Source organism: Alishewanella longhuensis, from assembly GCF_014653435.1.
Taxonomy (GTDB): Bacteria; Pseudomonadota; Gammaproteobacteria; order Enterobacterales; family Alteromonadaceae; genus Alishewanella; species Alishewanella longhuensis.
Genome location: NZ_BNAO01000001.1, coordinates 613,383 through 635,400 on the forward strand (window position 1 = coordinate 613,383; position 22,018 = coordinate 635,400).

At 46.2% G+C, this 22,018-nt stretch carries 20 protein-coding genes; 16 read left to right on the plus strand and 4 right to left on the minus strand.

Features of this window, described 5'->3' with window-relative positions; all coding sequences use genetic code 11:
- Window positions 1-68: 68 nt before the first annotated feature.
- Window positions 69-461, minus strand: a complete 393-nt coding sequence (locus tag IE163_RS02580) for a GreA/GreB family elongation factor (RefSeq protein WP_189429847.1) — start codon at window positions 459-461, stop codon at window positions 69-71.
- A 296-nt stretch (window positions 462-757) separates the two neighbouring features.
- On the opposite strand from IE163_RS02580, the gene IE163_RS02585 reads away from it, so the two are divergent.
- From IE163_RS02585 to IE163_RS02595, 3 genes are all read left to right on the plus strand, one after another.
- A complete protein-coding gene (locus IE163_RS02585; RefSeq protein ID WP_189429849.1) occupies window positions 758-1,693 on the plus strand; it encodes a tetratricopeptide repeat protein in 936 nt (311 codons plus the stop codon).
- Between the two features lie 489 nt (window positions 1,694-2,182).
- Entirely contained in the window at window positions 2,183-2,707 is a 525-nt protein-coding gene (locus IE163_RS02590; protein ID WP_189429850.1) for a hypothetical protein, read from the plus strand.
- 197 nt (window positions 2,708-2,904) lie between these two features.
- Window positions 2,905-3,804, plus strand: a complete 900-nt coding sequence (locus tag IE163_RS02595; RefSeq protein WP_189429852.1) for a LysR substrate-binding domain-containing protein — start codon at window positions 2,905-2,907, stop codon at window positions 3,802-3,804.
- Here IE163_RS02595 and IE163_RS02600 read toward each other — a convergent pair.
- Window positions 3,799-4,290 (minus strand): aldolase/citrate lyase/malate synthase family protein, encoded by a 492-nt coding sequence (locus IE163_RS02600; RefSeq protein ID WP_189429854.1) that lies wholly within the window; start codon window positions 4,288-4,290, stop codon window positions 3,799-3,801. The two genes, IE163_RS02595 and IE163_RS02600, sit on opposite strands and share 6 nt — an antisense overlap.
- Before the next feature lie 343 nt (window positions 4,291-4,633).
- Between IE163_RS02600 and IE163_RS02605 the strand changes: the two genes are divergently transcribed.
- The 8 genes from IE163_RS02605 to IE163_RS02640 all read left to right on the plus strand — a co-directional run bounded on the left by IE163_RS02605 (window position 4,634) and on the right by IE163_RS02640 (window position 16,690).
- Entirely contained in the window at window positions 4,634-6,136 is a 1,503-nt protein-coding gene (locus IE163_RS02605) for a DUF3612 domain-containing protein (protein ID WP_189429856.1), read from the plus strand.
- Between the two features lie 25 nt (window positions 6,137-6,161).
- On the plus strand, window positions 6,162-7,247 hold the full coding sequence (gene ppk2 / locus IE163_RS02610) for a polyphosphate kinase 2 (RefSeq protein ID WP_189429857.1): 1,086 nt from the start codon (window positions 6,162-6,164) through the stop codon (window positions 7,245-7,247).
- Window positions 7,248-7,406: 159 nt separating this feature from the next.
- Complete coding sequence (locus IE163_RS02615; protein WP_189429859.1) at window positions 7,407-9,488, plus strand: M13 family metallopeptidase; 2,082 nt, start codon at window positions 7,407-7,409, stop codon at window positions 9,486-9,488.
- A gap of 292 nt (window positions 9,489-9,780) precedes the next feature.
- Window positions 9,781-12,378 carry a bifunctional aconitate hydratase 2/2-methylisocitrate dehydratase gene (gene acnB, locus IE163_RS02620; RefSeq protein WP_189429860.1) on the plus strand — a complete coding sequence of 866 codons (2,598 nt, stop codon included), beginning with the start codon at window positions 9,781-9,783 and terminating at the stop codon, window positions 12,376-12,378.
- A gap of 128 nt (window positions 12,379-12,506) precedes the next feature.
- Window positions 12,507-12,884 (plus strand): YacL family protein, encoded by a 378-nt coding sequence (locus tag IE163_RS02625; protein ID WP_189429862.1) that lies wholly within the window; start codon window positions 12,507-12,509, stop codon window positions 12,882-12,884.
- A gap of 163 nt (window positions 12,885-13,047) precedes the next feature.
- Entirely contained in the window at window positions 13,048-13,386 is a 339-nt protein-coding gene (gene glnK, locus IE163_RS02630; RefSeq protein WP_008609277.1) for a P-II family nitrogen regulator, read from the plus strand.
- A gap of 12 nt (window positions 13,387-13,398) precedes the next feature.
- Window positions 13,399-14,667, plus strand: coding sequence for an ammonium transporter AmtB (gene amtB, locus IE163_RS02635; protein WP_189429863.1), 1,269 nt, complete (start codon window positions 13,399-13,401; stop codon window positions 14,665-14,667).
- A 1,069-nt stretch (window positions 14,668-15,736) separates the two neighbouring features.
- Window positions 15,737-16,690, plus strand: coding sequence for a Dyp-type peroxidase (locus tag IE163_RS02640; protein ID WP_189429865.1), 954 nt, complete (start codon window positions 15,737-15,739; stop codon window positions 16,688-16,690).
- Here IE163_RS02640 and argR read toward each other — a convergent pair.
- Entirely contained in the window at window positions 16,673-17,140 is a 468-nt protein-coding gene (argR, locus tag IE163_RS02645) for a transcriptional regulator ArgR (protein WP_189429867.1), read from the minus strand. The genes IE163_RS02640 and argR overlap by 18 nt on opposite strands.
- A 219-nt stretch (window positions 17,141-17,359) precedes the next feature.
- Between argR and mdh the strand changes: the two genes are divergently transcribed.
- Entirely contained in the window at window positions 17,360-18,298 is a 939-nt protein-coding gene (mdh, locus tag IE163_RS02650) for a malate dehydrogenase (protein ID WP_189429869.1), read from the plus strand.
- Window positions 18,299-18,371: 73 nt separating this feature from the next.
- On the opposite strand, the gene ispB is transcribed toward mdh, so the two are convergent.
- Window positions 18,372-19,343, minus strand: coding sequence for an octaprenyl diphosphate synthase (gene ispB / locus IE163_RS02655; RefSeq protein ID WP_189429871.1), 972 nt, complete (start codon window positions 19,341-19,343; stop codon window positions 18,372-18,374).
- Between the two features lie 215 nt (window positions 19,344-19,558).
- Between ispB and rplU the strand changes: the two genes are divergently transcribed.
- The 4 genes from rplU to folA all read left to right on the plus strand — a co-directional run bounded on the left by rplU (window position 19,559) and on the right by folA (window position 21,927).
- Entirely contained in the window at window positions 19,559-19,867 is a 309-nt protein-coding gene (gene rplU / locus IE163_RS02660) for a 50S ribosomal protein L21 (RefSeq protein WP_189429872.1), read from the plus strand.
- Between the two features lie 15 nt (window positions 19,868-19,882).
- On the plus strand, window positions 19,883-20,140 hold the full coding sequence (rpmA, locus tag IE163_RS02665) for a 50S ribosomal protein L27 (RefSeq protein WP_189429874.1): 258 nt from the start codon (window positions 19,883-19,885) through the stop codon (window positions 20,138-20,140).
- A 131-nt stretch (window positions 20,141-20,271) separates the two neighbouring features.
- On the plus strand, window positions 20,272-21,429 hold the full coding sequence (gene cgtA / locus IE163_RS02670; RefSeq protein WP_189429881.1) for an Obg family GTPase CgtA: 1,158 nt from the start codon (window positions 20,272-20,274) through the stop codon (window positions 21,427-21,429).
- Window positions 21,430-21,438: 9 nt separating this feature from the next.
- The gene (folA, locus tag IE163_RS02675) at window positions 21,439-21,927 is read left to right on the plus strand and encodes a type 3 dihydrofolate reductase (protein WP_189429883.1); all 489 of its coding nucleotides are present in this window, start codon (window positions 21,439-21,441) and stop codon (window positions 21,925-21,927) included.
- Window positions 21,928-22,018: the final 91 nt, after the last annotated feature.

A 22,018-nucleotide genomic window follows, 5' to 3' on the forward strand; every position in this document is an offset into this window, starting at 1 on the left:
TGTAAGTTGCTGCGACCAATGATGGCTGCATGGCGTGATCCTCCTCTTTTATGCAATCAGCTATGCAATCAGCGATGTTGGTAAGAAGTTAATATGTCACCAACAATAAACCGCAGGGTGCGCCGAAACAGTTGCACCTGCACTAAATCGCCACAGGTTTTACCCAGTAAGGCTTGCCCCAAAGGCGACCATATCGACAGTTCTCCGCGGCAAATCCCGGTCTTATGACGATGACTAAGCGTGAGCCAACAGCTTGTTTCTGTCGGAACGGCGATCAATTGCACTGAAGTACCAGGCAAAACCTGTTGCACAGTATCGTTAGCTTGCTTAAATCGGGGGCTGATCGTTTGCGTTAAGGTTGCGGGTTTTAAACCTGCGCGCAAAGGGAACCAACTGGCACAGAGTAAATAGCGTTCTAATCTAGACAATGGAAAATCTCTCAGCACATGACGATTGGACATCGTGCTCTCCACAAATTTTGCAGTTAATGAATGTAAATACGAGACAAATTCCGGATACGGCAGCGCGCACCCGGCTTAACGCTGGAAGGCGGGGGCAGAACTCTTAAAAATTAACCTGTGTACTGATAACACCTGGGCTTGACTCCAAACGAGAGATTGGTCGTTGTTCGCAACAACAGGGGCACCATAGCCAAAGTTACAGGCAAAAGCAAATGTATCTGCTTTGTTTAAAAATTGGACATATATTAAGGTTGATGATACTTTTTATTTAGCATGTTAAATGTAAGGAAATTGTTATGAATAAGGCTAAAGTTTTTATATCGGGTTGTTTTCTACTCGCTTCATTTGCAGCCTTCACACAGACAGAAAGTAGCAGTGACTTCTGTGAAGCTGCACAATGCCAATCTGATTTCGCTAAGCTGGAACGTTTTGCACGTTATGGTAGCGGCGAAGCGGCTACTTTTGTAGCGTTAGCTTATGCAACAGGAGAAGGTGTTGAGCAAGATTTAGCTAAAGCGCGGCGTAACATTCGACAGGCTGCCCGTTGGCGTGAACCCATGGGAATGCATCAACTCGCCATTTGGTTAAGAGCGGGTGTTGTGGTGCCGCAAGATGTTGCAAAAGCAGATGTATGGTTAGATCGAGCTGTTGCCGCGGGTTATACCCCTGCTATGTATGATAAAGCACGGTTATTATTGGCGCAAAATGACGTCGAACTAGATGCTATAGCGGTGGCATTGTTAGAGCAAGCCGTGACTAAGCATTATTTACCTGCAACTTACCTATTGGCTCAGCTTTATGTATCGGGGATTGGGGTAGACTCTGATCTGGCACGTGCAGCAGAACTCTACAAGGCGGCAGCGTTAAGAGACTACGAAGATGCTCGTGCGCAAGCGAATGGTATCTTGGCCATGTTAACCGAACTTGAAACAGAAGAGCCTGCTTTACAACAAGCGATTCAAAGTACCCTAATGAGTTTAAGGGAGTTAAATGATATTGAGGTCATTCAAGTTCATGGCCGGCAATTTAATCCTGGTAATGCCTTGAGTAATATTGTGACTTCTTTAGCTCAGTCAGGACGCTATTACCTTGGTAATACCGGTTCACGTATCCCAGGTAACCTTTGCGGTCGGGGCACAGCAATGTGCACAGTTGCATACGAATACAACAGAGAAGTGAATTCCGCTTCTGCTAATTCCGTTTCAGATGTAATTAGATTAAGTAATTTCTAGTAAGTTAATCGAGTTCTTAAATATTGCAAAAAAAGCTATTCAGCAAATGTGAGTAGCTTTTTTATTTTATAACGAAGTTGCTGGAGAATTATTAGCGTTTACTTGTATTTAGATGATCAGTAGCGAGGTTTAATAACCATCTAGGATCCGGCTAATGAATGCTATTAGCCTTTTAGTAGTTAATGCGTAGTTGGAGAAAGCACTTTCTAATAGTGTTGCTCACTAGAATTTTGTAGCTTTGTTACATTTTCTGGCTGTGTTAAATTTCCGTTTTAGTTAGGAAATATCATATCGGAGAGGTCTGCTTTTATTTATGCTTATGATTTTTAAGTGTTAAATTTTTTAGTTGCGTAATCTGGTTATAGGTGAATTTTATTAATTTATTCGATTATTTCTTCTCGTTTGTCACTTTATAACGAATCTTGTAAATTTATTACGTGGCCAGTGAGTAGCGGCGCACAGAAAATAATTTTGCAGGAGAGACCAGACATGACCAATTCAACTCGTAAATTCATTACCAGCTTGGCGGTAGTATTGTTGTCGTCAAGTCCATTGCTCGCTTCTGCTGCGGGTAGTGGTTATAAAATGGCGCTAATTGAGGATGCGCCGGGCGCTGAATATATCAAGGTCGGGCAATTCGCCGATGCGATAACCCTGGCACAAGGCGCGAATGCAACAAAGACTGAACCTTTTTACCGCCAGGTAAGCCTGTGTGTATCATACAGCAGCACGGCTCAGTTCGGCTTAGCAGAGACTGCGTGTAATGACGCTGTGCAGCTTGCCGCTGCGTTACAGGCTATACCTCGCTCGGCTAAACGTGAAATGCGTGCTCTGGCGTTAAACAATCGTGGTGTGATGAATTTGATAGCAGGTGACAAAGTTGCTGCGCTACAAGATTTTATGCAGGCGGTACGTTTGGATAATTCAGAACTGACACTGGCCAATCTTGAGCGTTTAACCGTGAGTATTAACGGCACTGAAGTACAGGAAATTGCGCTGCAAGCTGCAGAGTAATCGAATGTAATAGTAATTTAATAACAAAACGCCTGGCTTAGCTGGGCGTTTTTATTATTAATCTTGCCGCAACTTCTATGGAAAAGTCGGGTCACGTTCAATTCTACTAAGTTTGCCGGGCTAGGGTTACCTTGTTTAGACGAAAGCGGCACGTTAAGCTGGTGTACTAATCGACCGGAAAACGAAGTAGCGGCAAGATGATTGAATTAAAACACTTAAAAACGCTCAGTATGCTGGCGCAAAGTGGTAGCTTACAGGCAACGGCCGAACAGCTGTTTGTGACGCAATCAGCGTTATCACATCAGTTAAAGCAGCTAGAGCAACGTTTGGGTACCAGCCTATTTGAGCGTAAATCGCAGCCGGTGCGTTTTACTGCTGCCGGGCAAGAATTACTGGCCTTAGCGCAGCGGGTATTGCCAGATGTGGTCAACACCACCCGGCGCGTGCTGGCAGAGCAGCAAAGCCGGGCAGAGTTAGTGTTGTCGGTGGAATGTCATGCCTGTTTTCATTGGTTATTGCCAGCGGTGCGGGCCTTTAAACAACAATTCCCGGCACTGGATATGCAGTTTAGCGCTGACATTGAGCATGATGCGGTAACCGCCTTACTAAAGGGAGATTTGGATTTAGTACTCACCACCGATCTACGCAGTGAGGCACAATTGGTGGTGCAACCGTTGTTTGAACTGGAACTCGTGTTATTGCTTAGCCCGGAGCATCCTTTGGCGGCTGCCGACTATATTCAGCCGGCACAGCTAGAAAACGCCACCATATTGAGTTACCCAATACCAGAAGAGCGGCAGGATTTATTCCGCATTTTTTTAAAAGACACAGCCTTTCATGGCCGGGTGCGGCATGTGGCGCAAGGTAGTCAAATTGTGCAACTGGTTGCCGCCGGGCAGGGTATTGCTGCCTTACCACGTTGGATGGCGCAGCCTTATGATAGCCAGGGGCTATTGCTGACTAAGGCTTTGGGAGCAACAGGCTTATGGAGGCCGATGTACTTATTACACCGGCCTGACAGTAAACAACAGCATGCATTGCGCGATTTTGCCAAGCAGTTGCAACAAGCGGCTCCCTGCTCTACTCGGCTGTTATAGCAAATAGGTACTGCCATCTTTAGCGGTAAAGGTTTTATCACCGCGGCTGCGGCAACTTACCTGGCGGCCTGTGACTAAACTAAACCAGCTGCACTCTGGCTCGGTGGTTTGTAGTTGAATATCATCAATACCTGCCGCATCTCTGCTGCCTTGTTCACCGCCTTTGTTCAAAATCAGTTCTACATGCCGCCCCTGGTTTTGCAAAAGCAGCGCTTCAGGTGCTTCGCGATGGCCCGTTAAGCCAATAAATTGGCTGGGATCGGCCAAACCACTGGTGCTACCATCGGCAAAAAATGCCAGTAGCTGCTGGTAGTAAACGACATAACTGGCTACCGCCTGATGAGAACCCCGCGCTAACGGAAAGGTTTTATCTAAAAAGCCTTTGGAGTAATCCATAATTTGTCTTACATGGCTTTCGTTCAGCTGATTAATCATATTAATTTCGTGCTGAATCTGCAGTTGTTGTGGGTTCGCTAATGTCGTCATCTTATCTTCCTCATCGGGTAGGGTAATCAATGGCCTCTGATAAGGCTTCTTCCTCTATGCCTTTCGTCTTTCAAAATGCACGGGTGTTGGCTGCTCCCGTGAACTGGAGTGCCAGCTCAGCCCAATCACTTAGAACAACTAAGCTCATGTGGGTCGGACTGGCGTTCAAGTTCACGGTCTTGCCGCCTACGTGCATTTCGAAATCCATTGGGCATAAAAAGTGTTTGTGTGCATTTCCTTTGTCAGGTTTTCGGCGATAGCTTTTGCTATTGCTTGAAAACTAGTCTAGATTAAATTTCAGCATAATTTCACAATAAAAATTTTACAGTGTGAATTTTACAAAATGAAAATAAACAAAAGCCTGCTACGTAAGTCACATTTTCTTGGTACTAAGATAAGAAACCTGAGAAAACGTAATAACTTAACTATTGAAGACTTATCTACTCGCTGTGTGCGCCTCAACCCCGAAGCTGCACCCTCGGTGTCTTACTTATCGATGATCGAACGTGGCAAACGGGTACCCAGTGTCGAGATGTTGGAGGTGATTGCCCAGGTTTTTCAAAAAGAACTGGATTGGTTTTTAGATGCCGAAGCCGAAGAACAAGATTTAGTCTTACCGAAGAATAGCAAAGGTGGCCTAAACGGCATGCCGCTAGAACCTGGCTTTTTGTTTAGCACGGATATTTTACAAATTGCTATCCCGGAGTTGCTGGCGCAAACCGGCACCAGTGGTAGGCAGTTTGCCCAGTTATTAATTCGGGCGCATCAGGAGCATCATCAAAACCATTTTCCGGAATTGGAGCGAGCCGCTGAAGAGATCGGGTTAAAGCGCTTACCCTTATCGGTAGAAGATTTACTGCAAATCGCCAAACAGCTGGGTTTAACCATTCGCTGGTATGACGAGGCACCGCGGGAAATTTTAGATGAGTTAGGGGTAATATCACAAAATATTGGCACGTCCTATTTTACCCCGCCCAAAACACTGTATTTAAACCACATTTTGCAGCAGTGGCCAACGCGTTTGAAATATGAATTAGCGGTGCATATTGGTCATGCGGTACTGCACAATAAAGACGGGGTAAAAAGCTCGATGGCGGTAGGCGGCGCGCATGATGATATTTTTGCCGACACCGGTAATATGGCGCCGCAGGATATTTTGCATGCCTGGCGTGATTTTGAGTCCAGCTTTTTTGCTGGTGCCTTGCTTTGCCCAAAACAAGCGTTCCGACAGTTATTAGAGCGGCGTGGCTATGAAATCGCCAGCCATTTACAGGCTGAGGTTTCAGCATCTGTCGCAATGCGGCGAATGACCGCGGTATCGCCTTACCCACACTGGCATTATTTTGATGCTTATAGCCCCGGTAAACTAAAGGCGGTATACCGCGGTAATGGTATTCCACTGCCTTGGGGCAATATGCGGCAGGTGACTGATCCTTGTCAGCACTGGGCAGTATTTCGGATGTTCGATGTAAAAGATGCGGGCAGTTCAGCACAGCTTTCTTTACTGGATGTAAATGGTGAACCCAGAATTTATTGCTGTGAGTCGACTAAGGTCAAAGATTTAGCGGGTAATAACCATGTATTATGTGCCGGTATTGATTTAAATCCGGCTATAGCAGCGCAGGGCATTGATGCTGCCAGTCTGGCTATGGAGATGAAAGCGCGCTGTATTCAATACGGTGGCGCGGCGAGCGTGCCGCAAAGTATTCAAAGTACCTTAAAACGGGTAGCCAATATTTTAAATATTAATTGGGTGAGTCGCAGTATGAGTAAGCCTGCACAACTTATTTGTGCCAGAGGTGGTAGTTGTCCAAGATCGCCAAGCTGCTATAAATGTTCAGATTAACACCCAAGCGAATGATGGAGTAGGCATGAAAAGTAATGAGCAAAATAACGAGGTCATTATCCAGGATCCTGAACAAGAGCGTGTTTCCGAAAGACTCAGTGCCAGCCAACAAGCAAAGGTGGTGGCGATCGAAAATATTATCGCCGCGCAGGCCTCTGGCGATATGCATCAATTATCGGAGCACTTGCTGGCCATGCTGGATGGTTTATCACCGGATGATTTAGCACAGCTGAGTAAAGCCCTAAATAAAGGTGAATCCGCCCAAGCTGAAAAACGTCGGCAAAAGGCGGATCAACAACTGGCCGCTGACTGGCGAGATGGCGGCTACCCGTATAAGAACCGTTTAAGCCGCAAGAGCTATGAACAACAGAAATATCACCTGCAAGTAGAGCTATTAAAGCTGCAACGCTGGGTAAAAGAAACCGGGCAACGGGTGGTGATTTTATTTGAAGGCCGTGATGCCGCAGGCAAAGGCGGTACCATTAAACGTTTTATGGAACATTTAAATCCTCGTGGCGCCAGAGTTGTGGCCCTAGAGAAGCCGAGCGAGGCAGAAAAAGGCCAATGGTATTTTCAGCGCTATGTTGCCCAGCTGCCGACTAAGGGGGAAATTTTGCTGTTTGACCGCTCCTGGTACAACAGGGCCGGTGTTGAACGGGTAATGGGCTTTTGCTCTGATGAAGAATATCAAGAGTTTATGTTACAGGTGCCAGAGTTTGAACGCCATCTGGTACGAAGTGGTATCCATCTGATTAAACTTTGGTTTTCTGTTAGTCAGGATGAGCAGCGTCGTCGCTTTACCGAGCGCGAAGCGCATCCCTTAAAACAATGGAAATTAAGCCCGGTTGATTTAGCATCATTGGATAAATGGGATGCCTATACCCAAGCCAAAGAACAAATGTTTGCTTGCACTGATACCAGCTATGCCCCCTGGACCGTGATTAAATCAGACTGTAAAAAGCGCGCCCGGGTTAATGCTATGCGTTATGTTTTACAGCGGTTACCTTATACCAGTAAAGATCCTGTTGTCGTGGCGACGCCTGATCCTTTATTAGTGGGCAGGGCCAGTATTATTTTTGAACGTGGCGAGCATGGGTTTACCTTGGATTAAGCACATGACCTGAAACAACTGCAGCCCCTTAAGCGCTTGGTTTTCTGAGGGCTAAATACCTTGTTACAACTTTGCTTAACAGCGGGTTTGGCATGGCCTTGCCAAGGGCGTAAGATTGGCCATAACAGCTAACACCAACACGTATAATAGGAAATAATAATGAAAAAAATGACCCTGGTGGCAACAGCCGTTGCCATAGCACTGAGTTTGTCTGCCTGTAGTAAGCCAGAAACGAACTCTGCCACTAGCACTGCCGCAGAAAAACCTGCTGCAGCGCAGCAAGTCGCACTAGTTTCTGGTGTTGATACGCAGTATTTTGATCCAAGCGTGGCCTTTGGTCAGGACTTCTTTTTAGCAATTAATGGTAAATGGTTAGCTGAAACAGAAATCCCGGCAGATAAAGCGACCTATGGTTCTTTCCATTTATTGGCCGATCGCTCGCAGCAAGCGGTAAAAGATATTATTGATGAAGTAGCTGCCCGTACCGATTTAGTTGCAGGCTCTGATGAGCAGAAGCTGGGCAGTTTTTATAATAGCTTTATGGATGAAGCCACCATTGAGCAAAAAGGCTTAGCGCCCTTGTCGGCGCAGTTAGAAGCGATTACCGCATTAACAGATAAAGCACAGTTACCTGCGTTATTGGCACAGTTACAGCGCGATGGTATCGCTATTCCGTTCGGCTGGTTCGTCAATAATGATGCTAAAAACTCTACCGAATATGCAGTGTATCTGGGCCAGGGCGGCTTAGGCTTGCCAGACCGGGATTACTATTTTAAAGACGACGAAGCGTCGCTGAATATTATCAACGAATATAAAACCTATCTAGCTGATATGTTTACCTTGGCAGGGCATGCCGATGCTGCCGCTGCGGCAGAGCGGGTTTATAACCTGGAAAAAGCCTTAGCAGAGCACCATTGGACGCGCTTAGATAGCCGCAATGCCGACAAAACCTATAACAAAATCAGCACCGCAGCGTTAAATACCCTAGTGGGTGAGTTTGATTGGGCTGCATTCGCTACTGGTGTCAAGCTGGATCAGGTTACCGATATTATCGTGCGTCAGCCTAGCTATTTCGAGGGGTTTGCTAAGGTGGTTGCGGCAACGGATTTAGCCAGCTGGCAAGATTACTTAACCAGCAAAACCATTAACAGCTATGCCGATAAACTGAGCAGTAATTTTGCGGAGCGCCGCTTTGCTTTCTACGGTACCACCTTAAGTGGTATTCAAGAGCAACAACCGCGCTGGAAGCGCGCAGTAGATGCCTCTGATCAGGTGTTGGGTGAGCTTACCGGTAAACTTTATGTCGAGCGGCATTTTAGCCCCGCAGCTAAAGCGCGAATGGAAACCCTGGTTGCGAACCTAATTAAAGCCTATGAGATCTCAATTAAAGAATTAGAGTGGATGGGTGAAGAAACCAAAGTGGCTGCTTTGGAAAAATTAAGTAAGTTCAGCACCAAAATTGGCTACCCGGATAAATGGAAAGATTATTCGGCGTTAGAGATAAAAGCAGATGATTTAGTCGGTAACTTTATGCGGGCTAGCCACTGGGCCTACGATGAAATGGTCAACAAACTTGGCAAGCCAATTGATAAAGGCGAGTGGTTTATGACCCCACAAACGGTTAACGCCTACTACAATCCGGTAAACAACGAAATCGTGTTCCCGGCTGCCATTTTACAACCACCGTTCTTTAATATGGCTGCCGATGATGCAGTTAACTATGGCGGTATCGGCGCGGTAATCGGTCATGAGATAGGCCATGGTTTTGATGATCAGGGCGCGAAGTACGACGGTGATGGTAACTTGCGTAACTGGTGGACAGAGCAAGACAAAGCCCAATTCCAGGCTCGTGGTGGAAAACTTATTGGTCAATATAATCGCTTTGAGCCACTACCAGGCGTTAACGTTAATGGTGCTGTTGCCTTGGGTGAAAATATTGGTGACTTAGGCGGTATGACTGTCGCCCTTAAAGCTTATCAATTATCGCTGGCCGGTAAAGAGGCGCCTGTATTAGATGGCTTCACTGGCGAGCAACGTTTTTTTATTAGTTGGGCACAAATTTGGCGCACTAAGTTCCGTGAAGAGGCATTGCGCCGGCAGTTAAGTACTGGCCCACATTCGCCTGCACATTATCGGGTAATAGGTGTATTGCCAAATATTCCGGAGTTTTATAGCGCCTTTGATATTAAAGAAGGCGACGCTATGTATCTGCCAGTCGAGCAGCGGGTTAAAATTTGGTAATGGCAAGTAAGAGCAATCGTTAGTGCAGCAAGCAATAACGGCTTATTTCTGCTAAACTGCGGCTGCGGCGTAATTTTTACGTTGCAGCCTTTTTATTTGCTTTGGTCAGACCACTATAAATATAAATATCAAGTCTGGCGCTTTGTATTCAGCAAACTTATAACCACTATAAGCAGGTCAGTTATTATGCGCATAGGCTTTTAACGCGAACTTTCTTATAATTATCCACATTCATTCACCAGAATGACGTTGCAGTGACCAGACTGCAAGCAACGACCGAGAGGACATTACTGTGCTACAAGAATATCGTGAACACGTGGCTGAACGCGCCACCCAGGGTATCCCGGCAAAACCCTTAAATGCTGAGCAAGTTGCTGCCTTAGTTGAGCTGCTGAAAAACCCACCTAAAGGTGAAGAAGACGTTATCCTTGATCTGTTAGTTAACCGCGTACCGCCAGGTGTTGACGAAGCCGCTTATGTTAAAGCCGGTTTTCTTACTGCGCTGGCCAATGGCGAAGCGACCAGCAGCCTGATTAGCCCGGAATATGCGACTGAACTGTTAGGCACCATGATGGGTGGCTACAACATTCAGCCGTTAATCAGTCTGTTAGATAACGAGAAGTTGGCACCGATCGCTGCCAAAGCGTTATCGCATACCTTGCTGATTTTTGATGCTTTCCACGATGTGACGGAAAAAGCGGATGCCGGTAATGCGTTTGCCAAGCAAGTTGTACAAAGCTGGGCCGATGCCGAGTGGTTTGAAGCCAAACCTGCGCTGGCAGAGAAAATCACCGTTACCGTATTTAAAGTATCTGGTGAAACGAATACTGACGATTTATCACCAGCGCCAGATGCGTGGTCGCGTCCAGACATCCCACTGCATGCCTTAGCCATGCTGAAAAACAGCCGTGAAGGCATTAACCCAGATCAACCTGGTACTGTCGGCCCGATCAAGCAGTTAGAAGCGCTGAAAGAAAAAGGTTTCCCACTGGCTTATGTGGGCGATGTAGTAGGTACCGGTTCATCACGTAAATCAGCGACTAACTCTGTGCTGTGGTTTATGGGTGACGATATCCCATTTGTACCAAACAAGCGCGGTGGCGGCTTTGTACTGGGTGGCAAAATTGCCCCAATCTTCTTTAACACTATGGAAGACTCTGGCGCTTTACCTATCGAAGTTGACGTCAGCAAGCTGGAAATGGGCGATGTGATTGACATTCTGCCTTTCGAAGGCAAAGTCGTTCGTCACGGTACTGGCGAAGTGTTAGCTGAATTTACTTTAGCTACCGATGTATTAATCGACGAAGTCCGTGCCGGTGGCCGTATTCCACTGATTATCGGCCGTGGTTTAACCGACCGTGCCCGTGAGTTTTTAGGGTTGGGGCATTCAGACAAATTCCGTCGTCCGCAAGCCAAAGTAGACTCAGGCAAAGGCTATACCTTAGCGCAGAAGATGGTAGGTAAAGCTTGTGGCGTAAAAGGTGTTCGTCCTGGCACTTACTGTGAGCCAAAAATGACCACTGTGGGTTCGCAAGATACCACTGGCCCTATGACCCGTGATGAGTTAAAAGACTTAGCCTGTTTAGGTTTCTCTGCTGATTTAACCATGCAGTCTTTCTGTCACACTGCGGCTTATCCTAAGCCAGTAGACGTTGATACCCACCACACCCTGCCAGACTTTATTATGAACCGTGGCGGTGTCTCACTGCGTCCAGGCGATGGTATTATCCACAGCTGGTTAAACCGTATGTTACTGCCAGATACGGTAGGTACCGGTGGTGACTCGCACACTCGTTTCCCAATTGGTATCTCGTTCCCGGCAGGTTCTGGTTTAGTGGCTTTTGCTGCTGCAACTGGCGTCATGCCATTGGATATGCCAGAGTCAGTCTTAGTGCGCTTTAAAGGTGAAATGCAGCCAGGTATTACACTGCGCGACTTAGTGCATGCTATCCCTTATGTAGCCATTCAAAAAGGTTTGTTAACCGTTGATAAGAAAGGCAAGAAGAACATTTTCTCTGGCCGTATTCTGGAAATCGAAGGTTTACCAAACTTAACGGTAGAGCAGGCATTTGAGCTTTCTGATGCGTCTGCTGAGCGTTCTGCTGCGGGTTGTACTATTAAGCTATCAGAAGCGTCTATTGCTGAATATCTTGAATCTAACATCGTAATGTTAAAGTGGATGATTGCAGAAGGTTATGGCGATGTGCGCACTATTGAGCGTCGTATTAACGCTATGCAAGCCTGGCTGAAAGATCCTCAGTTGATGTCAGCTGATGCCGATGCTGAATACAGCGAAATCATCGAAATCGATTTAGCGGATATTAAAGAGCCAGTACTGTGTGCACCAAACGATCCGGATGATGCCCGTTTACTGTCTGAAGTGGCCGGCGACAAGATTGATGAAGTGTTCATTGGTTCTTGTATGACCAACATTGGCCACTTCCGTGCAGCGGGTAAACTGCTGGATAAATACAAAGGTCAGTTGCCAACGCGTTTGTGGATCGCACCACCAACCAAGATGGATCAGGCGCAGTTAACGGAAGAAGGTTATTACAGCATTTTCGGTAAAGTCGGTGCCCGCACCGAAATGCCAGGCTGTTCACTCTGTATGGGTAACCAGGCACGCGTTGCGGAGAACTCAACGGTAGTGTCTACTTCTACCCGTAACTTCCCGAACCGCTTAGGGCAGGGCGCCAATGTGTACTTAGCGTCAGCCGAGCTGGCAGCGGTAGCCTCTATCATTGGTAAATTACCTACAGTTGCCGAGTATCTGGACTACGCCAAGCAAATCGATGCGACGGCAGCCGATACTTATCGTTACCTGAATTTCCACAAAATGCCGCAATATACTAAAAAAGCGGACAACGTGATTATTCAACAAGCGGTGTAAACGCACGTTAATCAGTAAAACGCCTGCCTTGTGCAGGCGTTTTTGTTGTTAGCCTTAATGCTTCTTTACGGAGCAAAGGTTTATTTTGTCTAAGTTAATCAATGCTTCGGTTGTCGTGGGGTGAAACGATGGAATATGAATTTCTTTATGATAGGGATAGTCGTCGTTATCGTTTGTCTCTCGCCTCAGAGCAGGCTGCATTACAACATTTTCTGATGGATGAGTTCGAGCATAATAAAGCCAGCTATCAACAACTAATCACAGCGCTGAGAGCTTTAACCGCTTATCAGGAGTGGCAGTTTTTCGGGCGGGAATACAGCTTACTCGTGCAACGACAGGAAGTGCGGATTTGTCACAATACCTTGCTGTCGAGCGAGCAATTTCAATTGCCTGAGTTGTTAGAAGATGCCGATTTACAGCTAGACGAACATCTACTGGAAAGCGAATGTGGCCTGGCTGATTTGCTGTTACTGCTGCAAGCCTGGCAGGACTTTCTGAGCAACTAGCTTGCACTGCCTGAGTGAAAAACGCACTAATATGGTGCGTTTTTTTTCATCAAAAGATAGTGGTTTTTCTTAAGTCAATGAAATATAAATAAAAATAATGTTGGCACAAGGTTTTCTTATATAAATCGGCAATCACAAAAATTACTCGATAAGGAAAACCATCATGAAGCTTGTTTGTGCCATCATCAAGCCGTTCAAACTGGATGATGTTCGTGAAGCCATCGCGGACATTGGAGTAGAAGGTTTAACGGTTACAGAAGTGAAAGGCTTTGGCCGGCAAAAAGGCCATACCGAATTATATCGCGGAGCAGAGTATCAGGTGGATTTTCTGCCAAAAGTAAAACTGGAAATTGCTACCCAAGATGATCAGGTGGAACGTTTGTTAGAAGCGATCCAGAAAGCGGCTTATACCGGCCGGATTGGCGATGGCAAGATCTTTGTTTATGACCTCGAACAGGCCGTCCGGATCCGTACCGGCGAAACCGACGCAGAAGCGATTTAAGGAGCCTTGATTATGCAAGAACAAATTTATCACTTACAGTTTGCCATGGACACCTTCTACTTCTTAATGTGTGGTGTGCTGGTAATGTGGATGGCGGCAGGTTTTTCGATGCTAGAGGCCGGTTTGGTCCGTGCGAAAAACACCACTGAAATTTTAACCAAGAACGTTGCCTTGTACTCTATCGCCTGCATTATGTATTTAGTGTGTGGTTATTACTTTATGTATGACGGCGGTATTTTCTTGCAAGGTATTGCGGAAATCGATGTTGACGCTACGTTGGCTTCTTTTGCTGAGCAAGATGATTTTACCGGTGATGCGGTGTATTCCGGCGCCTCTGACTTTTTCTTCCAGGTTGTGTTTGTGGCCACGGCCATGTCTATCGTCTCAGGTGCAGTTGCTGAGCGCATGAAATTATGGGCATTTTTAGCCTTTGCTGTGGTAATGACGGGCTTTATTTATCCAATGCAAGGTGGTTGGACGTGGGGCGGCAAAGCGGTATTTGGTTTATACGAATTAGGTGATCTCGGTTTTTCTGACTTTGCGGGTTCAGGCATAGTCCATATGGCGGGTGCGGCAGCAGCTTTAGCCGGGGTAATACTGCTGGGTGCACGTAAAGGTAAATATACCAAAGACGGTAAAATTAACGCTATTCCTGGTGCCAATATGCCGCTGGCAGCCTTAGGTACCTTAATTTTGTGGATGGGCTGGTTTGGTTTTAACGGTGGTTCGGTATTAAAGCTGGGTGATATTGGTAATGCGCATAGTGTGGCCTTAGTGTTCTTAAACACCAACGCAGCGGCAGCGGCAGGTGCAGTAGCAGCATTAATCACCTCCGTTGTATTGTTCCGTAAAGCCGATTTAACCATGGCCTTGAACGGTGCTTTAGCTGGATTGGTTGCAATTACCGCTGAACCTTCAACACCTACGCCATTACAAGCCACCATCTTCGGTGCTATTGCTGGGGTCATTGTGGTGGGTGCAATTTTATCTTTAGACAAAATAAAGATTGATGATCCAGTTGGTGCGATCTCGGTGCACGGTGTCGTCGGCTTCTTTGGCTTGATGCTGGTGCCTATTACCAATAGTGATAGCACCTTTTCCGGGCAAATTATCGGCGCCCTGACCATCTTTACCTGGGTCTTTGTCACCAGCTTTATCGTCTGGTATGCATTGAAGCTGATAGTGGGTATTCGGGTCAGTGAAGAAGCTGAGTATGAGGGTGTGGACAGCTCTGAGTGTGGTATTGAAGCCTACCCTGAGTTTGTTGCCTCGGTAAAGTAAGCAGCCTGGAGAGTGTCGGTGGCGCTCTCCGGGAGCCAGTGTTGACTGCCAATGTAACTCCGATAACGGCAAGCCAGCATTAAACAAGTTCCACCAAACGTCTATCCTTGTCCTTTGTCTTATTCTGACGCCCTATAGCTTAATGTTATGGGGCTTTTTTTATGCAGCAATTTGCTAATCACGAAGGGTGCAGAAAGTCGTATTAGGAGGTTAGCGATGGTGCTGATAATAATGGGGTTTTTAAAGCAACGTATTGGGTACTGTTTCGGGGAGTGGAAAAAGTAGCGGGCCGCAAACTGCGCGGCCACTAGTAGAATGCAACATCCTTTGCATTTGCCGTCCGTAGCAGTCATCCATTAAACATAACATCCTGTTATGTTAGCTATCCTGGCTAGGGATCCTTATTATCAGCATCATGCTGAAGCATCCATCCGTGAATCTGTCCTTCCATGTTACTCTTTCCCTGAGCTACGCTACATTCCCTGAGCTATGCTATCCAAGCGCTTGGGTGGCTCCTGCCAACTATCCCTGTAGTATGCGTGCTCGCATTGTTCCCAATATGTTGCTTCCTGCAACAAGCCACATCCTGTGGCAAAGCTGCGCATACTTGCGCAAGCTAAAAATAGTTCGCCGTCCAAGGCAGTCCTTGTAAACTCATTCATCCTGCAGAGTCATCTTCTTCCTGAAGGTGTCCGTAAGCATTCCTTGCTTGTATTCTGTCCTTGAACACTAACCAGTGATCCTGCTGGTTTGCATTTCCTTGCAACTGCTGAATTCCTGTCAGCAATCGGGCAGCTAGTGTGCTTCGATGTGGTAATTATGCGCTTTAAAAGTCGATTTAGGGTGGGTTTGCTGTAATTATGACGACTGTCACAAGATTGTAAAAATTAGGTTGTGCAATAATTATTAGTTTTATCAGTTACTTATTCATATGCCGAGTGTTTTTGTAGGATAAAAATTACGTTTTAACTACATCGTTTGTGAGATATATCTCACAAGATAATAGGGGATTAAGCTTATGCTGATTTAGCGGTATACTCTATTTAGATGAATCAACCCCAGGAAAGGCATGGCTCGCGAACAGTTAGGCATTTGTGCAGAGGCTAATTTACATGGCAGTTATCTGCTTTGTAATGCATTAGATGGACAAGAAGCAGCGCTACGGCAGAAGTTATCACGACTCCCGCAGTTATTAAATCGCTTGTCAGAACATTTCTCTGAGGCTATGTTAACAGCGGTAGTGGCTATTAGCAGCCACTATTGGGATACCCTATATCCCTGGCAACGGCCGGCCGATTTACAGGCCTTTCCAGAATTTGCTTCAGACCATTTTGCCGTGAGCCACAGCACAGCAGACTTGCTGATTCAAGTTCGCTCTGACCGCGCTGATGTGAATCATATTGCTTTGCAACAAGTCTATCAGCTTATTGTTTCTCATGTAGAAATCGTAGATCACCTGTTTGGTTTCCGTTATTTAGATGGTCGCCAACTTACTGGCTTTGTTGATGCACCTTTAAACCCAAGAGGGCAGTTACGCCGTAAAGTGGCGTTAGTTGATGCGGCGATATCCCCGGTATTTGCTGGTGGTAGTTACTTACACTTTTACCGAATATTGTTAGACCAGCAACACTGGTTAATGCTAAGTGCAGAGCAGCAAGCAGAAATTATGGGTTATCAGAAAGTTGATGGGAAAGTGGTGCCTAATTCGGACTACTATGAAAATAGTCATTTAGCTTGTTGTCAGGTGGCGCAAGAACAGGGAGCCTTATTATTGCAACAAAACATGCCCTTTGCGACCTTACAATTGCAAGGGGCATTGCAGCTTAGCTTTAGTGCTGACAGTCAGGCATTTAGTCGACACTGGGGACAGCGTTTAGGTCTTAACACTCCTGGAATTTACGATCGATTGTTAGACTTTTGCCGGATAGATTTGGCTGCAGCGTTTTTTGTACCGTCGTTAAGTTATATGGAGGCTGCCGCACGCGGTGATTTCAGCAATACTGCGTCAAACCTTTTCGAATAGTTCAGTTACTTTTTGCAAGGTAAAGTTGATATTTTTCACGCTAATCGGCGCGATAAAGATGGTATCATCACCGGCAATCGTGCCTAGTACGCCTTCTGCCTTGCCTACAGAATCAAGTAGTCGGGCAATCAACTGTGCCGCTCCAGGACTAGTGCGGATGATAATCATCACATCATTATGTTCTATATCTAACACTAACTGGCGCAATGGGCTTTTGGTGGTGGGGACGCCTAGTTCAGGAGGAAGTGTATAAACCATTTCCTGACGGGCATTACGGGTACGAACCGCGCCATATTTGCTTAGCATCCGCGACACTTTCGATTGGCTGACATTGTCAAAGCCTTCGTTCTTTAATGCATCAACAATCTCACCTTGTGACGCAAAGCTTTCGGTTTTAAGCAGAGCTTTAAAAGCATGGATTAGGGCTTCCTGGCGGCTTTGTTTAGTCATGATTTTCTGTTCAACGTTAATTCCTATTAGCTGATACTAACAAATTTAACGCAACATTGCAGTGGCTGAGTTAAAATAGGGCTGGGCAACGGTCTCTTGCCGCTTCACAGCCTATTCGCAGCATTTTGCTATAGACTTTAGGCGTAAGATATTTGTAATTTGAGCGCCATTTCAGTATTGTTGGCGCGGTCATTCTGAACTGTAAAATTGGAGAAAATCATGAAAGTTGCCGTATTAGGTGCTGCCGGTGGTATTGGTCAGGCACTGTCTTTGTTATTGAAATTAGATTTACCTGCCGGCACAGACTTAGCCTTATATGATCTGGCTCCTGTTACTCCGGGTGTGGCAGTTGATTTAAGCCATATTCCCACTGCAGTTAAAGTAACTGGTTATGGTAAAGAAGATTTAAACAAGGCGCTGGTAGGTGCAGATATTGTGATGATCCCTGCAGGTATGCCACGTAAGCCTGGTATGGATCGCTCAGATTTATTTAATATCAATGCCGGTGTGGTTAAAACTCTGGCTGAAGCCATCGTAGAACAGTGCCCGAAAGCCTTAGTGGGTATTATTACTAACCCGGTTAATACTACAGTAGCCATTGCTGCTGAGGTATTTAAAAAGGCAGGTACCTACGATGCTCGTCGTTTATTTGGTGTAACTACACTGGACGTGATCCGTGCCGAAACCTTCGTTGCCGAATTAAAAGGCAAAAACCCTGCTGAAATCACTGTGCCAGTAATTGGTGGCCATAGTGGTACTACTATTCTGCCATTATTATCACAAGTAGCCGATGTTACTTTTACTGATGAAGAAGTGGCAGCCTTAACAGTGCGTATTCAAAACGCCGGTACTGAAGTAGTTGAAGCTAAAGCCGGTGGCGGATCAGCGACTTTGTCGATGGGGCAGGCTGCAGCGCGCTTCTGTATTTCTTTAGTAAAAGGTTTACAGGGCGAAGCTGTTACTGAATATGCTTATGTTGAAGGTGCGGGTGAGCATGCGCGTTTCTTTGCGCAGCCTTTAGTATTGGGCAAAAATGGCGTTGAGAAATTGCTGCCAATTGGTACGCTGAGTGCGTTCGAAGAAAAAGCGATGAACGATATGCTGGGTACTTTAAAAGCCGATATTACCTTAGGCGAAGAGTTTGTTAACAAGAACTAAGTAGTGACTAAGTTCAATATTAGAAAAGGCGCTTAAGGCGCCTTTTCTGTGTATGTCGAGTAGGATGTTAGAGTTAATGGCTGCGCGATATCGCAATATCAGCCAGGGCTGCTAACGCAGTTTTATACTCCGAAGCGGGTAATAGTAACAGGGCTTGCTTGGCTTTCAAGGCTTCCTGCTGGGCAATCTCCCGGGTGTAGTCAAAGGCGCCGGTTTCTTGTAACGCGGCCATAATTTGCGGCAGATGTTGCATACCATTACCTTCAGTAATGGCTTCGCGGATCAGCAGCTGCTGCTCAGCTGTGCCCATTTTTAGTGCATAGATAAGTGGTAGCGTAGGCTTACCTTCGGCCAGATCATCACCAATGTTTTTGCCAAGCTCGCTGGCATCGGCCTGATAATCTAATACATCATCGATTAATTGGAAAGCGGTGCCAAGGTGCATACCGTAGGCTTTCATCGCATGTTCCATCTCGGCGCTTTGTCCTGAAATCACCGCGGCTAACTGGGTAGCGGCTTCAAACAGTTTGGCTGTTTTGCAGTAAATAACCTGCATATAGCTTTGCTCGGTGGTGTCGGGATCATTGACGTTCATCAACTGCAGCACTTCGCCTTCAGCGATAACATTGGTGGCGTCTGCCAATACTTGCATAACGCGCATATTATTAAGCGTAACCATCATTTGGAAAGAACGACTATATAAAAAATCACCTACCAACACGCTGGCTTGATTGCCAAAGAGGGCATTGGCCGTTTCTTTACCGCGGCGTAAGGTAGACTCATCGACAACATCATCATGTAGCAAGGTAGAGGTGTGAATAAACTCTACGATTGCGGCAATGCTGATATGCTGTTCACCCTGGTAACCCAGCGCACGCGCTGCCAGCACAGCCAGCAAAGGCCGTAAACGCTTACCACCGCTGTTGACAATATAGATGCCAAGTTGGTTAACCAGCGCCACGTCGGAGCTTAGCTGAGAAAATATCTGCTGGTTTACGGCCGTCATATCGGCTGCCGAGAGCCGCTGTATTTCATCGAGCGTCATCTGCTTATAACTGCTTAAGTATCTGAATGGCAGTAATTCTACACTATTGCGGCGGCGGGCTAAAATGAAATCTGGATCCTTTTATTGCCTTAGTGATCTTTTTAATAATTGTACTTGCGGCAGTGGGGGAAATTGCGTACAATTCGCGCCCTGTGAATTGAATTAACACGCCCCTTAAATTTAAAAGCGTAGGCGTGCTTTGTACGGAGTTAACTATGTACGCGGTTTTCCAAAGTGGTGGCAAACAGCACCGTGTGACGGAAGGTCAAACTCTTCGTCTAGAAAAACTAGACTTAGAAACCGGCGCAACAATCGAATTTACCCCGTTGATGATCGCTAATGGCGAAGAAATCAACATCGGTGCACCTTTAATCGAAGGTGGTAAGGTAGTGGCGGAAGTGGTCAATCATGGCCGTGGCGATAAGATTAAAATCGTTAAATTCCGTCGTCGTAAGCATTCACGTAAACAGCAGGGCCACCGCCAGTGGTTCACTGAAGTGAAAATCACCAGCATCAGCGCGTAACAGGAGTATCGACACATGGCAAGTAAGAAAGGTGTAGGTAGCACTCGTAACGGTCGCGATTCAGAAGCTAAACGCTTAGGTGTTAAGCGTTTTGGTGGTGAGTCAGTTTTAGCCGGTAACATCATTGTGCGTCAACGTGGTACTAAATTCCACGCTGGTAGCAACGTAGGTATGGGCAAAGACCACACGTTATTTGCTTTAACTGAAGGTAAAGTTCAGTTTGAAGTGAAAGGCGAGCACAACCGTAGATACGTAAGCATCGTCAGCGAATAAGCTGCATGTCTTCGAAGAACCCCGCCTGGTGCGGGGTTTTTTTATAAATTTTCCCCACTGTCTGACTTGCGTTATACTAGTGAACAGTAAAGCACAGTCAAACCAGATCACAGTTAATCAGGACGCACCTCATGAAGTTTGTTGATGAAGCGATAATTCGCGTTGAAGCCGGTGACGGCGGTAATGGTATTATCAGTTTTTTACGGGAAAAATTTATTTCCAAGGGCGGCCCTAATGGCGGTGACGGTGGTGACGGTGGTGATGTTTATTTACAAGCCGATGAAAATTTAAATACCTTGGTTGATTATCAGTTCGAAAAGTATCATAAAGCCGAGCGTGGTGAAAACGGCGGTAGCGTGAACTGTACCGGTAAACGCGGCTCTGATTTAGTATTGCGTGTGCCTGTAGGTACCCGTGCTGTTGACGTTGATACTGATGAAGTGATTGGTGATCTCACCGCCAATGGTAAAAAACTGATGGTAGCCAAAGGCGGTTGGCATGGTTTGGGTAATGCCCGATTTGCTACCAGTACCAACCGTACACCTCGCAAGAAAACTAACGGTACTCCGGGAGAGATTCGTAATTTACGCCTGGAATTATTATTGCTAGCCGATGTGGGTTTATTAGGTCTACCCAATGCAGGTAAATCAACCTTAATCCGTGCAGTATCGGCGGCTAAACCGAAAGTAGCGGACTATCCTTTTACCACCTTAGTGCCAAACTTAGGGGTAGTGCGGGTTGAATCGCACCGTTCTTTTGTTATTGCCGATATTCCTGGGCTAATTGAAGGGGCTGCGGAAGGTGCGGGTTTAGGGATTCAGTTCTTAAAGCATCTGGAACGTTGTCGCTTGTTATTACATGTAATTGACGTATTACCTGCAGATGGCTCTGATCCGGCCGAGAATGCACAAACCATTATTCAGGAACTGCATAAATACAGTACCAAATTAGCAGCGAAGCCACGTTGGTTAGTCTTTAATAAACTGGATTTAGTGCTAGAAGACGAGTTGGACGAAATTGTGCAGCACGTAACGACAGCGCTGAATTGGGAAGGCCCGGTGTTTAAGATCTCGGCCGCTTCGCGTGAAAACACCGAGCGGTTGTCGAAAGAAATTTTAAACTATATTGAGCAGTTACCTGCGGAAGAAGCTGCGGAGCAAATTGCCGATCCAGTGACCTTTAAGTGGGATGATTATCACGAAGAGGCAACGTCTTTAGAGGACGATCTGGACGAAGACGATGATTTTGACGACGATGATTACGACGTTGAAGTCATTTATCAACGCTAGGGTGTTTTGATGCATATTGCTATGATTGCTGCGATGGCAGCTAACAGGGTTATTGGTCGAAATAATCAGATGCCATGGCATCTACCGGCTGATTTAAAGCATTTTAAAGCGCTAACCCTAGGTAAACCCGTGATAATGGGGCGCAAGACTTTCGAATCGATTGGGCGCCCTTTACCGGGGCGTCGTAATATTGTGATAAGTCGTCAAGAGGCGTCTGCAAATAGCCAGGTCGAGTGGGTCAATAGCATTGAGCAGGCGCTGGCTTTAGTGGCTGATGTGCCAGAAGTAATGATTATTGGTGGGGCTGAGATTTATCGACAGTGCTTACCTCTGGCCAAACGGCTCTATCTTACTCAAATTGAGTTAGATGTTGCGGGCGATGCGTTTTTTCCGGATTATCTGGCTGCTGCAGCCTGGCATGAGCTAAGTAATGAGTATTTCGCTGCTGGCACTGACAATCCGCTAGCGTATCGTTTCTTAACGTTAGAGCGTGTCTGAAAGCCAGGAATTGACGTGCTGTTGTAATATTTGCAATCTTTCAAAAAACAAAAGGCCAGCGATAAGCTGGCCTTTTGTTTGCGTACTAACA

Coding starts and splice junctions, on each gene's coding strand:
- IE163_RS02580 (WP_189429847.1), bottom strand. CDS start 461: ATGTCCAATCGTCATGTGCTGAGAGATTTTCCATTGTCTAGATTAGAA.
- IE163_RS02585 (WP_189429849.1), top strand. CDS start 758: ATGAATAAGGCTAAAGTTTTTATATCGGGTTGTTTTCTACTCGCTTCA.
- IE163_RS02590 (WP_189429850.1), top strand. CDS start 2,183: ATGACCAATTCAACTCGTAAATTCATTACCAGCTTGGCGGTAGTATTG.
- IE163_RS02595 (WP_189429852.1), top strand. CDS start 2,905: ATGATTGAATTAAAACACTTAAAAACGCTCAGTATGCTGGCGCAAAGT.
- IE163_RS02600 (WP_189429854.1), bottom strand. CDS start 4,290: ATGACGACATTAGCGAACCCACAACAACTGCAGATTCAGCACGAAATT.
- IE163_RS02605 (WP_189429856.1), top strand. CDS start 4,634: ATGAAAATAAACAAAAGCCTGCTACGTAAGTCACATTTTCTTGGTACT.
- ppk2 (WP_189429857.1), top strand. CDS start 6,162: ATGAAAAGTAATGAGCAAAATAACGAGGTCATTATCCAGGATCCTGAA.
- IE163_RS02615 (WP_189429859.1), top strand. CDS start 7,407: ATGAAAAAAATGACCCTGGTGGCAACAGCCGTTGCCATAGCACTGAGT.
- IE163_RS02625 (WP_189429862.1), top strand. CDS start 12,507: ATGGAATATGAATTTCTTTATGATAGGGATAGTCGTCGTTATCGTTTG.
- glnK (WP_008609277.1), top strand. CDS start 13,048: ATGAAGCTTGTTTGTGCCATCATCAAGCCGTTCAAACTGGATGATGTT.
- amtB (WP_189429863.1), top strand. CDS start 13,399: ATGCAAGAACAAATTTATCACTTACAGTTTGCCATGGACACCTTCTAC.
- IE163_RS02640 (WP_189429865.1), top strand. CDS start 15,737: ATGGCTCGCGAACAGTTAGGCATTTGTGCAGAGGCTAATTTACATGGC.
- argR (WP_189429867.1), bottom strand. CDS start 17,140: ATGACTAAACAAAGCCGCCAGGAAGCCCTAATCCATGCTTTTAAAGCT.
- mdh (WP_189429869.1), top strand. CDS start 17,360: ATGAAAGTTGCCGTATTAGGTGCTGCCGGTGGTATTGGTCAGGCACTG.
- ispB (WP_189429871.1), bottom strand. CDS start 19,343: ATGACGCTCGATGAAATACAGCGGCTCTCGGCAGCCGATATGACGGCC.
- rplU (WP_189429872.1), top strand. CDS start 19,559: ATGTACGCGGTTTTCCAAAGTGGTGGCAAACAGCACCGTGTGACGGAA.
- rpmA (WP_189429874.1), top strand. CDS start 19,883: ATGGCAAGTAAGAAAGGTGTAGGTAGCACTCGTAACGGTCGCGATTCA.
- cgtA (WP_189429881.1), top strand. CDS start 20,272: ATGAAGTTTGTTGATGAAGCGATAATTCGCGTTGAAGCCGGTGACGGC.
- folA (WP_189429883.1), top strand. CDS start 21,439: ATGCATATTGCTATGATTGCTGCGATGGCAGCTAACAGGGTTATTGGT.